The organism is Lacimonas salitolerans (genome assembly GCF_042677865.1).
In the GTDB taxonomy this organism is placed as follows: Bacteria; Pseudomonadota; Alphaproteobacteria; order Rhodobacterales; family Rhodobacteraceae; genus Lutimaribacter; species Lutimaribacter salitolerans.
Window position 1 is genome coordinate 102,231 of the sequence record NZ_JBHUDD010000050.1, and the last position, 10,778, is coordinate 113,008.

The 10,778-nt window shown below is 65.1% G+C and carries 13 protein-coding genes; 10 read left to right on the forward strand and 3 right to left on the reverse strand.

Going from position 1 to position 10,778, the window contains the following annotated elements; translation table 11 throughout:
* Positions 1-9: 9 nt before the first annotated feature.
* Both rpsR and rpsF read right to left on the reverse strand, forming a co-directional pair.
* Positions 10-237, reverse strand: a complete 228-nt coding sequence (gene rpsR / locus ACFTOW_RS08355) for a 30S ribosomal protein S18 (RefSeq protein WP_024812128.1) — start codon at positions 235-237, stop codon at positions 10-12.
* A gap of 30 nt (positions 238-267) precedes the next feature.
* Positions 268-666, reverse strand: a complete 399-nt coding sequence (rpsF, locus tag ACFTOW_RS08360; RefSeq protein ID WP_379914610.1) for a 30S ribosomal protein S6 — start codon at positions 664-666, stop codon at positions 268-270.
* A gap of 249 nt (positions 667-915) precedes the next feature.
* Between rpsF and ACFTOW_RS08365 the strand changes: the two genes are divergently transcribed.
* Both ACFTOW_RS08365 and ACFTOW_RS08370 read left to right on the forward strand, forming a co-directional pair.
* Complete coding sequence (locus ACFTOW_RS08365) at positions 916-1,407, forward strand: hypothetical protein (protein WP_379914611.1); 492 nt, start codon at positions 916-918, stop codon at positions 1,405-1,407.
* Between the two features lie 119 nt (positions 1,408-1,526).
* A complete protein-coding gene (locus ACFTOW_RS08370; RefSeq protein WP_379914612.1) occupies positions 1,527-2,108 on the forward strand; it encodes a YceI family protein in 582 nt (193 codons plus the stop codon).
* Between the two features lie 357 nt (positions 2,109-2,465).
* Here the strand turns inward: ACFTOW_RS08370 and ACFTOW_RS08375 are convergent, their stop codons facing one another.
* Positions 2,466-3,665, reverse strand: coding sequence for a cytochrome b/b6 domain-containing protein (locus ACFTOW_RS08375; protein WP_379914613.1), 1,200 nt, complete (start codon positions 3,663-3,665; stop codon positions 2,466-2,468).
* 160 nt (positions 3,666-3,825) lie between these two features.
* On the opposite strand from ACFTOW_RS08375, the gene fabD reads away from it, so the two are divergent.
* The 8 genes from fabD (at position 3,826) to ACFTOW_RS08415 (ending at position 10,703) form a co-directional block, all read left to right on the forward strand.
* Positions 3,826-4,767 (forward strand): ACP S-malonyltransferase, encoded by a 942-nt coding sequence (gene fabD / locus ACFTOW_RS08380; RefSeq protein WP_379914614.1) that lies wholly within the window; start codon positions 3,826-3,828, stop codon positions 4,765-4,767.
* A gap of 39 nt (positions 4,768-4,806) precedes the next feature.
* Entirely contained in the window at positions 4,807-5,544 is a 738-nt protein-coding gene (fabG, locus tag ACFTOW_RS08385) for a 3-oxoacyl-[acyl-carrier-protein] reductase (protein ID WP_379914615.1), read from the forward strand.
* A 110-nt stretch (positions 5,545-5,654) separates the two neighbouring features.
* Complete coding sequence (locus ACFTOW_RS08390) at positions 5,655-5,852, forward strand: hypothetical protein (protein WP_379914616.1); 198 nt, start codon at positions 5,655-5,657, stop codon at positions 5,850-5,852.
* Between the two features lie 97 nt (positions 5,853-5,949).
* The gene (locus tag ACFTOW_RS08395) at positions 5,950-6,183 is read left to right on the forward strand and encodes an acyl carrier protein (RefSeq protein WP_024812137.1); all 234 of its coding nucleotides are present in this window, start codon (positions 5,950-5,952) and stop codon (positions 6,181-6,183) included.
* Between the two features lie 162 nt (positions 6,184-6,345).
* Positions 6,346-7,605 (forward strand): beta-ketoacyl-ACP synthase II, encoded by a 1,260-nt coding sequence (gene fabF, locus ACFTOW_RS08400; protein WP_379914617.1) that lies wholly within the window; start codon positions 6,346-6,348, stop codon positions 7,603-7,605.
* On the forward strand, positions 7,605-8,762 hold the full coding sequence (gene mltG / locus ACFTOW_RS08405; protein WP_379914618.1) for an endolytic transglycosylase MltG: 1,158 nt from the start codon (positions 7,605-7,607) through the stop codon (positions 8,760-8,762). Before fabF ends, mltG begins: the two co-directional genes overlap by 1 nt.
* 320 nt (positions 8,763-9,082) lie before the next feature.
* Positions 9,083-9,433: a hypothetical protein gene (locus ACFTOW_RS08410; RefSeq protein WP_379914619.1), complete on the forward strand. Its 351-nt coding sequence runs from the start codon at positions 9,083-9,085 to the stop codon at positions 9,431-9,433.
* Positions 9,360-10,703 (forward strand): DNA-packaging protein, encoded by a 1,344-nt coding sequence (locus tag ACFTOW_RS08415; RefSeq protein ID WP_379914622.1) that lies wholly within the window; start codon positions 9,360-9,362, stop codon positions 10,701-10,703. Before ACFTOW_RS08410 ends, ACFTOW_RS08415 begins: the two co-directional genes overlap by 74 nt.
* Positions 10,704-10,778 lie beyond the last annotated feature (75 nt).

Below are 10,778 nucleotides of genomic sequence, written 5' to 3' on the forward strand. Positions count from 1 at the left end.
GCTCTCTCCTTACTTCACGGCGTAGGGCAGCAGGGCCAGGAACCGCGCGCGCTTGATCGCACGGGCCAGTTCACGCTGCTTTTTCTGGGAAACGGCGGTGATGCGCGACGGCACGATCTTGCCGCGCTCGCTGACATAGCGCTGCAGCAGGCGGGTGTCTTTGTAGTCGATCGCCGGTGCGTTGTCGCCCGAGAAGGGGCAGACCTTGCGGCGGCGGAAAAATGGTTTAGCGGCCATGGGTTATGTCCTTGTTCCTGAGGCTGTTGATCAACGACGTTCGCGGCGTTCGCGGCGTTCGCCGCGATCGCCACGGTCACCACGATCGCCCCGGTCACCGCGCTCTTCGCGCTTTTGCATCTGCACCGACGGGCCTTCGGAATGCGCATCGACCTTGATGGTCAGCACGCGCATCACGTCATCATGCAGGCGCATCAGGCGCTCCATCTCCTGCACGGCCGTCGCGGGGGCGTCGGTGCGCAGAAAGGCGTAATGGCCCTTGCGGTTCTTGTTGATCTTGTAGGCCATCGTCTTGACGCCCCAGTACTCGCTGTCAACGACGGTGCCGCCGTTGTCCGCAAGAACGGTGCCAAAATGTTCGACAAGGCCCTCGGCCTGTGCGCTGGACAGATCCTGGCGCGAGATAAAGACATGCTCGTAGAGCGGCATGTGTGCTCCTGTTCATTTTCATGCGCATTTCATAGCAGGGCCAAACCTTTCCGCGACCCCGCACGAGAGACTGCGCCGTTTCGAAAAACCTGCGGAAAGGATGGTCGCGGATACACCGGATCGCCGCGCCGCGCAAGGGCGGGTGATGACCGGATGGGGCTGACCCGTCTTTTCCCCGTGTTTGCCCCATTCCTGCCGTTTTCTGCGCGCAAAGGTAGTATCAAGGTTAACACAGCGGAGGATGCTATCATGGTCGCCTTGCCTTACAAGCCCGACAGCCAGCAGCTTGGTCAACTCCGGCGGTCCCAGACCGTGGGCACCGTTCTGGCCGCGTCGATGCGCTTTGCGGGCGTGGTGTTGATCCTGTCGTCACTTGGTATCTGGCTGGTACCGGCAACGTCGGGCGACGGGATGGTCGTATTCATGAAACTTCTGGTTTCGGTCATGTCTGCCTGCGTGGGCGCGGTTCTGATCAATTGGGGCCAGACCAGCACCAGCGATGAAATCCACATGGATACCGAGGCCCGGCAACTGGCCCATATCCAGCGCAACGGGGCAGGGATCACCCGCATCCGTGCGCGCCATGATTTCGATGATGTCGCCGATATTCGGATGACCGATGGCAACCTGACCGTGATCGGCAAATGCGGTCTGGTGCTGGTGCAACTCCCGGTCGAAAGCTTGGAGAATCTGGATGTCATGCGCGGCGCTCTGCGCGGGGATGGCGCGCAAGCCGCCTGAGCGCGCAACGCTTCACAGGGCCTGTGGATTTCTGCGGAATTGTCCCCGGCGCGTCCGGGGACCATGTGTTGGGCAAGCCGTGCGACCCACGGCAGTCCGACAGCAACAAAGGAATGACCATGACCCGTTTTCTGGCCGCAACCGCGCTGACCGGCGCGATGATGACCGCAACCGCCGCCTATGCCGAGCCTGAACAGTATGTGCTGGATGCCAGCCACAGCCAGATCCTGTTCTCTTATGATCACATGGGGTTTTCGACCACATGGAACATGTTCTCGGGCTTTGACGGCGAGATCATGTTCGATCAGGAAGACCCCGCAAACTCGTCCGTCACCGTGTCCTTTCCGGTGACAACGCTGCTGACCGGCTGGGAAGAGCGGTTCAACCACTTCATGTCCGATGATTTCTTCGGCGCGGATGAGAACGAGACCGTGACCTTTACCTCGACCGGGATCGAAGTGACCGGCGACACTACCGCCCTGATCACGGGCGACTTCACGCTCAACGGCATCACCCAGCCCGTCACGCTGGACGCCGAGCTGACGCAGGCTGGCAGCCACCCGATCGAGAACAAGCCCTGGGCCGGTTTCTCGGCCACCACCACGCTCAAGCGCAGCGATTTCGACATGGGCATGTTCGCCCCCGTCGTGGGTGACGAGGTCGATGTGCAGATCTCGATCGAGGCGATGAAGGCCGAGTGATCGCGACCTGATCCTCTTCGAGACAAATCAAAGGGCCGCCGGGCATTACCCGCGCGGCCCTTTCCTGTGCTGACGCCCCGATCAGTGTTTCCTCTCTCTGAAAATATCCTGTGAGGGTGAGGCCGAAGGCCGAGGGGGGCAGCGCCCCCTTTGCGCCCTCGATCCGCGCCCAAGGCTGCGGCAGGGGCGGTTCCGCGCCATCCTTGGTCGCCACGGCTGCACCTCCTGCGCCGGCCCAGACGCCATGCTCCACGGCACCCGGAGGCGGATTCACCTGCGCGGCATCATCCGGGCCGGTGTGTCCACCGTCGCTGCAGCCGATGCTTCAGGAGACTGCAGATTGCGGGTGGCCAGCGCCTATTCGGGGCGCGTGGCGGTCAGGGTGACCTGCACCCCGACGCCAAAGCCCAACTGCCCCTCATCGGTCATCTGGTCACCGATGCCAAAGTCCCGGCGGTCCAGCGTCAGGCCGCCCTCCATCTTGGCGGTGCCGTCGGTGATCTCCAGATCAAAGGGCAGGGTGGCGGGCATCGACTGATCCTTTATCGTGACAGTGCCGGTGGCGGCGTAGGCGCGATCGTCGCCGTCAGATGGCGCGATGTCGGCCTGGAACCGCGCGGTTTCAAAGGTGTCTACATCGAAATACTCGGGCCCCATCGCCTGATCGGTGACCGTGCCAAGCGTGAGAGAGCCGATGGCGATGGTCACATCCACCTCGCCCGTGCCGCTGTCAGGGTCAAAGGCGATATCGGCCTGCCATTGACCGAACTGGCCCTGCACGGCGCTGCCGAACTGCTGCACGGTGATGGCCAGCGTGCCGTCCTGCACCTGCCACTCGCCGCCGCCTTGGGTCAGGCTGGCGGTCACCGGGGTCTGTGCGGCGCTGCCCATCACGCCCCAGCCCAGCACGCCTGCCCAGATCGCCACGGCGACTGCGGCGGGCAGGGCATGGCCTGGCTGGCGCAGCGAGGGCGCGGCCTCGGACCGCCCGGGCAGCATCCGGCGCAGGGTGTCGTCGCGGTCGACAAGGTGATGTTTCAGCGCGCCCGCGATGTGCAGCACAAGGGCGGCGATCAGCACCCGGGTCGCCAGCCAGTGCACGGCGGTGGCTGCCTGTGCCACCGCATCCGATTGCGGCACGAAGGGCAGGGTCTGCCCCAGCGGCCACCAGATCGGCGCATAGCCTGCCACCGCGGCATGATGCACCCAGCCCGACAGCGGCACGATCACCAGCGCCGCGTAAAGCGCCCAGTGAATCACCCCGGCCACAAACGCCTCGGCGGGCTTGTCGCCATTGGGCAGGCCCGGCTTGGGTTGTGCTATGGCCCACAGGATGCGCAACAGGGCCACGAAGAACACCGCCACGCCAATGGTCTTGTGCAGCGAGAACAGCGTGGCGACACGGGCCAGCGCCGCGCTGTCCTGCGCGTCGATGCCATGGGCCATGTTGGTCGCCACCAGCCCAAGCGGCAGGTTGGTCAGGATCATCAGGGCGGTCAGCCAGTGAAACAGCTTTGCGGTGCCGCCATAGCGGGTTGCGGTGTTCTGCGCGGGCATCTGGATCTCCTGATCTGTTGGGCGGCAATGTAGGCAGTTGCGCGCGGCGGACCATTGCCTGCGTCGCACAGCCGCCGTGCAGCGATGCGCGGGGCGCAGTTGCGCGGGGCCATCGTGCAGGTTATGCCGGGCCAACAGCGATAAAGAGGGGCAAGACATCATGAGCCGCGCATTCATATTCCCCGGGCAGGGCGCCCAGACCATCGGCATGGGCCGCGATCTGGCGCAGGCCTATCCCGCCGCCAAAGCCGTGTTCGACGAGGTGGACGAGGCCCTGGGCGAAAGCCTGTCTTCGCTGATCTGGGAAGGCGAGGCCGATGCGCTGACCCTGACGCAGAACGCGCAGCCCGCGCTGATGGCCACGTCGATGGCCGCGATGCGCGCGCTGGAGGCCGAAGGGGTCGAGGTGACGGCGGCCAGTTTCGTGGCGGGTCATTCGCTGGGCGAATACTCGGCGCTGGCGGCATCGGGTGCCATCACGCTGGCAGATACCGCGCGGCTGCTGCGCATCCGGGGGCAGGCGATGCAACAGGCGGTGCCGGTGGGGGTGGGCGCGATGGCGGCCCTGCTGGGGCTGGATTTCGAAACCGCCCGTGCCGTGGCCGACGAGGCCGCGCAGGGAGAGGTCTGTCAGGCGGCGAATGACAATGACCCTGCGCAGGTCGTGGTGTCGGGGCACAAGGCCGCGGTGGAACGCGCGCTGGACATCGCCAAGGCCAAGGGGGCCAAGCGCGCGCTGCTGCTGCCGGTCAGCGCCCCGTTCCATTGCACGCTCATGCAGCCCGCCGCCGAGACGATGCAGGCCGCGTTGGCAGATGTGGCGATTGCCGCGCCTGCCGTGCCGCTGGTGGCCAATGTGCGCGCCGAGGCGGTCAGCGACCCCGACACGATCCGCGCATTGCTGGTCGAACAGGTCACAGGCTCGGTCCGGTGGCGCGAAAGCGTGGCGTGGATGCACGGGCAGGGCGTGACGGAGATGTGGGAAATCGGTGCCGGCAAGGCGCTGTCGGGCATGGTGCGCCGCATCGCCCGCGAGATCGAGTGCCGCGCGGTGGGCACGTCTGATGATGTGACGGCGGCGGCGGCGAGCCTGAAAGGCTAGGCGGCGCAGCGTGGTGCTGGAACAACGAAAGGAAGAGAGATGTTCGATCTGACAGGGAAATGCGCGCTGATCACCGGCGCGTCGGGCGGGATCGGTGGTGCCATCGCCACGGCGTTGCACGGGGCGGGGGCCACGGTGGGCCTTTCGGGTACGCGGGTCGAGCCGCTGGAGGCGCTGGCGGCAGAGCTGGGCGAACGCGCCCATGTGCTGCCGTGCAATCTGTCCGACCCGGACGCGGTCGATGCCCTGCCCAAGCAGGCGGTCGCGGCGATGGGCGCGGTGGATATCCTGGTCAACAACGCCGGGATCACCCGCGATCAGCTGTTTATGCGGATGTCGGATGACGAATGGCAGTCGGTGATCGACGTGAACCTGACCGCCGCGATGCGGCTGTGCCGGGGTGTCATGCGCCCGATGATGAAGTCGCGTTGGGGGCGGATCGTGAATATCTCGTCCGTGGTGGGGGCCATCGGCAACCCCGGTCAGGCGAATTACGCGGCGGCCAAGGCCGGTCTGGTGGGCATGACGAAATCCATCGCCTACGAGGTGGCCAGCCGCGGCATCACCGCCAATGCGGTGGCGCCGGGGTTCATCGCCACGGCGATGACCGACAAGCTGACCGAGGATCAGAAAGCCAAGATCTACGAACAGATCCCCGCCGGGCGGATGGGCACGCCGGAAGAGATCGCCGCTGCGGTGCTGTACCTGGCCAGCCCCGAGGCAGGGTATGTGACGGGGTCCACGCTGCATGTGAATGGCGGCATGGCGATGCTGTGACCCGCGCGCGCTGCAGGGATTCGGCGTTGCGCGGGCACAAGGGGGGGCGCGTCCCCTGCGAAGCGGCCGGCGTGCGGTGATTTTCTGGCGGCGTCAGGTCTGGCAGGGCAATGTATTTTACATTTGAAAACAATGTCCTGGAAATTCCATTGGCAACAGCCTTGCGTGATTTTTCTCTTGCGCCGACACCCATGCAGGGCCAGTTTGAGCGGCATGTGAAAGCGTTTGCCTTGGTTGCAGCATGTGCTATAGGCCTCGCAGTCGAACCTTGGGAAAGGCGTATGCCGATCCCGAAGCGGGGCCTTTGAAAACCCGCCCGGGCCGAACCCGGGCACAAGATTGCCACCCCCGCAGGGCGAGGGCAGAAACGGGCGGAGCGGCCCATGAAGTTGTGAGGACTGGACCATGAGCGATATCGCAGATCGCGTGAAGAAAATCGTTGTCGAGCATCTGGGCGTCGAAGAGGACAAGGTGACCGAAAACGCCTCGTTCATCGACGATCTGGGCGCGGACAGCCTGGACACCGTGGAACTGGTGATGGCCTTCGAAGAAGAGTTCGGCATCGAGATTCCTGACGACGCGGCCGAGACCATTCAGACTTTCGGCGATGCGGTGAAATTCATCACCGAGGCGCAGTAAGACTTTAACGCGCCTTTCTGTGTGTGCAGGCCCTCGCCGGATCGGCGGGGGTTGTTGCGTTGCCGGGCTGGCAATCGGTCGCGCATCGGGGGCGGCTGCCCTCTTGCCCCGGTCGGGCCGGTCGGGGTAAGAGCGGAAAAAGCGAATTGAGGGGGCAGCACTATGCGTCGTGTCGTTGTAACCGGGCTGGGCCTTGTCACACCCTTGGCCTGCGGAGTCGAGGAAACCTGGGCGCGCCTGCTGGACGGGCAGTCAGGGGCCGGGCCGATCACGCGGTTCAATCCGGAACGGGTGCAGACCCGTTATGCCTGTCAGGTGCCATTGGGAGATGGCAGCGACGGCACGTTCAATGCCGACGACTGGATGGAGCCGAAAGAGCGGCGCAAGGTCGATGACTTTATCCTGTATGGCGTGGCGGCTGCCGATCAGGCGGTGCGTGATGCCGGATGGACCCCCGAGGACGAGGAAAGCCGGCTGCGCACTGGCGTGATGATCGGATCGGGGATCGGCGGGTTGCAGTCGATCGAGGCGACCACCAAGCTGATCGCCGAGAAAGGCCCGCGCCGGGTCTCGCCGTTCTTTATTCCGGGCGCGCTGATCAACCTGATCTCGGGACAGGTGAGCATCCGCTATGGCTTCAAGGGCCCCAACCACTCGGTCGTGACGGCCTGTTCGACCGGGGCGCATGCCATCGGCGATGCCGCGCGTCTGATCCAGTGGGGCGATGCCGATGTGATGGTGGCCGGCGGGGCCGAGGCGGCGATCTGCGAGATCGGGATTGCTGGTTTCAACGCCTGCAAGGCGCTGAGCACCAAGCGCGAGGATGACCCCAAGGCCGCAAGCCGCCCCTATGATGCCGACCGCGACGGGTTCGTGATGGGCGAGGGTGCGGGCATTGTCGTGCTGGAAGAGTATGAGCACGCCAAGGCGCGCGGGGCGAAGATCTATGCCGAGGTTCTGGGCTATGGGCTGTCGGGCGATGCCTATCACATCACGGCCCCGGCCGAGGATGGTGATGGCGGGTTCCGGTCAATGACCGCGGCGCTGGAGCGTGCCGGGCTGCAACCGTCGGACGTGGATTACATCAACGCGCATGGCACCAGCACGATGGCGGATGTGATCGAACTGGCCGCGGTTGAACGCCTGCTGGGCGAGGCTGTGGGCACGGCTACGATGTCATCGACGAAATCGGCCACCGGGCACCTGCTGGGGGCTGCGGGCGCGATCGAGGCGATATTCTCGATCCTGGCGATCCGCGATCAGGTGGCGCCGCCGACGATCAACCTGGACAACCCGGCGGTGGAAACCCCGCTGGACCTGGCACCCAATGCCAAGCGGGAGCGCAAGATCGACGTGGCATTGTCGAACAGCTTTGGCTTTGGCGGCACGAATGCCAGCCTGCTGGTCGGGAAGGTGACCTGATGTGGCGCAGTATTGCCTCGAACGGGATCACGTTTCTGATCGTCGCGCTGTTTCTGATGGCGGGTCTGATCCTGTGGGGGCAGCGGGAATACACCGCGCAGGGGCCCACCGAAACATCGGTCTGCGTGCGGGTGCCGTCGGGTGGCACCATGTCCGAGGTCAGCCGGGATCTTGAGGCGCAGGGCGTGATCACCAATGGCACGGTGTTTCGGCTTGGCGCGGATTACACCGACAAGACGCAGCGGCTGAAGGCCGGCAGCTTTCTGGTGCCCGAAAGCGCCAGCATGGCCGAGATCGTGGATATCGTCACCCGGGGCGGGGCCAGCACCTGTGGCACCGAAGTGGTGTACCGGATCGGGATCAACCGCATGCAGGTCGTCGTGCGCGAGCTTGATCCGGGCACCGGGCGCTATGTCGAGAACGCCGCCTTCGTGCCGGGCGAGGACGAGGTGCCCGAGACCTATACCCAGGTGCGCGCGCAAGGCGATACGCGCTATCGCGTGGCGCTGGCCGAGGGTGTGACAAGCTGGCAGGTGATCGAAGAGTTGAAGGATGTCGAGGTGCTGTCAGGCGAGGTGGCCGAGGTGCCGCCCGAGGGCAGCCTTGCCCCCGACAGTTACGAGGTGCGCGTGGGCGACGAGCGGTCGAGGCTGGTCGAACAGATGCAGCAGCGCCAGCAGACGATCCTGAGTGCGGCCTGGGAGGGGCGGGTCGATGGCCTGCCGCTGGCCAGCCCGGAAGAGGTGCTGATTCTGGCCTCGATCATCGAAAAGGAGACCGGCACACCGGACGAGCGTGGCGTGGTGGCCAGCGTGTTCGTGAACCGGCTGGAGCGGGGCATGCGGTTGCAGACCGACCCCACGGTGATCTACGGCATCACGCAGGGCGAAGGCATTCTGGGGCGCGGTCTGCGCCAAAGTGAGCTTCGCGCAGCAACCCCTTGGAATACCTATGTGATCGAAGGGCTGCCGCCCACGCCCATCGCCAATCCGGGGCGGGCCAGCATCGAGGCGGCGGTGAATCCGGATGATACCGATTTCGTGTTCTTCGTGGCCAGAACGCTGGACCCCAAGGACGGGCACAACTTTGCGGTCACGCTGGACGAGCATAATCGGAATGTCGCCGCCTATCGCAGGCTGGAAGCCGAGCGGAATTAACGGTCTGGCAAGTTGCCGGGTATTTTGACGGGCGTGGCGCAGGCTGCGCCCGTTGTGGTTTTCGAAAGGTGACTCCCTTCATTTTGGGCGCGGCACAAGAGTTGGTGGAGCCTTTCCGCAATTGTTAAGAAAGTGTAACGATACCGGACGGTTAGGCGGCGCAGTCGGGTGAAATCCGGTTGACAACAGCGCCCGGTCTAACGTATAGGTTGTGACATGCTGGAAGAGATGGGCAAGCGGCCCCGGGGTGACCCGGGCGCCGCTTTTTGCGTCTCGCTCGTGCGGAGGGACACACGCATGGGGCAAAGCGAGCAGAAAACATGAAAGCAGAGACTTCTGATGCGAACGAGGGTTCCCTGAGCCGGGCGATCCGGGTCGTGGAAGAGCAGTTGCTCGGGATGACTACCGAGCTTTTGGAGCTTCAGCAAAAGGTGCGGCTGGGCGAGGTCGAGGCGTTGAAGGACAGCGCCAAGCTGACCCAGGAAATCCGCCACTGGCTGAAGATGGCACTGGATACGGAGCAAAGATGTGAAGAGCGCCGCAAGGAACAGCAAGGAATCGTCAACGAGTACGCCATCGACTTTGATCGCGCCCGCGCTGAGATCGGGTGCCGCATGGCTCGCCTGCGAACCCGAAGATGTCCAGCAAGAGTTTCTGAACGATCTGAGTGATCACGAACTGCTGGCTTTGCCGCATATCTTCGAATTCTGGGCGCTGGAGCACCAGTTGCCGCCCGAGGGCGACTGGCGGTCCTGGGTCATCATGGGGGGGCGTGGCGCGGGGAAAACCCGCGCCGGGGCCGAATGGGTGCGATCCCTGGTCGAGGGGCCGATGCCGCTGGACCCGGGGCGATGCGCGCGGGTGGCGATCGTGGGCGAAACGCTGGATCAGGCGCGCGAGGTCATGGTGTTCGGCGACAGCGGCATCCTGGCCTGTTCGCCACCCGACCGGCGGCCCACATGGCATGGCGGACGGCGGATGCTGATCTGGCCCAACGGGGCGACGGCACAGATATTCTCGGCGCATGAGCCCGAGGCGTTGCGCGGGCCGCAGTTTGATGCGGCCTGGGTGGATGAACTGGCCAAGTGGAAGCGCGGGCAGGAGGCGTGGGACATGCTGCAATTCGCGCTGCGGCTGGGGGAGAAGCCGCAGGTGTGCGTGACGACGACTCCGCGCAACGTTGGGGTTCTGAAGGACCTGCTGGAGCGGGACAGCACGGTGCAGACCCATGCGCCGACCGAGGCCAATGCTGCCAACCTGGCGCCCAGTTTCATGGAGGAGATGCGCGCGCGCTATGCCGACACGCGGCTGGGGCGGCAGGAGCTGGAGGGCGTGCTGATGGAGGATGCCGAGGGCGCGTTGTGGTCCCGCGACATGATCGAGGGCGCGCGGATTGCCGAGATGCCGGACCTGGACCGGATCGTGGTGGCGGTGGACCCGCCGGTGACGGGCCACGCGAAATCCGACGAATGCGGGATCGTGGTGGTGGGCGTGCGCCAATGCGGCGGGCCGCAGCATTGGCAGGCCTGCGTGCTGGAGGATGCCAGCATCAGCGCCGCGCGGCCCGACGTCTGGGCGCGCGCAGTGATCGCGGCGCGCGACAGGTGGGCGGCGGATTCGGTCGTGGCCGAGGTCAACCAGGGGGGCGACATGGTCGAGGCCGTGTTGCGTCAGGTCGATGCCATCGTGCCGCTGCGCAAGGTGCGCGCCAGCATCAACAAGCAGGCGCGGGCTGAGCCTGTGGCGGCTCTGTATGCGCAGGGGCGGGTCAGTCATCTGCGTGGATTTGGCCTGCTGGAGGATCAGATGTGCGCGATGACAACGGCGGGATTCGAGGGCACGGGCAGTCCTGACCGCTTGGATGCGCTGGTCTGGGCGCTGAGCGATCTGGTGATCGAACCGGCGGGCAAATGGCGCAACCCGACGGTGCGCGCGCTCTAGTCACCCGGAACCAAATTTGCCATCATTGATGTGAGGCGAACTTTGGGGGGTATGGCATGCGGGGTCGGGTATCTA

Excerpts from the sequence above, each read along its gene's own strand:
- rpsR (WP_024812128.1), bottom strand. The coding sequence starts at position 237 with ATGGCCGCTAAACCATTTTTCCGCCGCCGCAAGGTCTGCCCCTTCTCG.
- rpsF (WP_379914610.1), bottom strand. The coding sequence starts at position 666 with ATGCCGCTCTACGAGCATGTCTTTATCTCGCGCCAGGATCTGTCCAGC.
- ACFTOW_RS08365 (WP_379914611.1), top strand. The coding sequence starts at position 916 with ATGGTCGCCTTGCCTTACAAGCCCGACAGCCAGCAGCTTGGTCAACTC.
- ACFTOW_RS08370 (WP_379914612.1), top strand. The coding sequence starts at position 1,527 with ATGACCCGTTTTCTGGCCGCAACCGCGCTGACCGGCGCGATGATGACC.
- ACFTOW_RS08375 (WP_379914613.1), bottom strand. The coding sequence starts at position 3,665 with ATGCCCGCGCAGAACACCGCAACCCGCTATGGCGGCACCGCAAAGCTG.
- fabD (WP_379914614.1), top strand. The coding sequence starts at position 3,826 with ATGAGCCGCGCATTCATATTCCCCGGGCAGGGCGCCCAGACCATCGGC.
- fabG (WP_379914615.1), top strand. The coding sequence starts at position 4,807 with ATGTTCGATCTGACAGGGAAATGCGCGCTGATCACCGGCGCGTCGGGC.
- ACFTOW_RS08390 (WP_379914616.1), top strand. The coding sequence starts at position 5,655 with ATGTATTTTACATTTGAAAACAATGTCCTGGAAATTCCATTGGCAACA.
- ACFTOW_RS08395 (WP_024812137.1), top strand. The coding sequence starts at position 5,950 with ATGAGCGATATCGCAGATCGCGTGAAGAAAATCGTTGTCGAGCATCTG.
- fabF (WP_379914617.1), top strand. The coding sequence starts at position 6,346 with ATGCGTCGTGTCGTTGTAACCGGGCTGGGCCTTGTCACACCCTTGGCC.
- mltG (WP_379914618.1), top strand. The coding sequence starts at position 7,605 with ATGTGGCGCAGTATTGCCTCGAACGGGATCACGTTTCTGATCGTCGCG.
- ACFTOW_RS08410 (WP_379914619.1), top strand. The coding sequence starts at position 9,083 with ATGAAAGCAGAGACTTCTGATGCGAACGAGGGTTCCCTGAGCCGGGCG.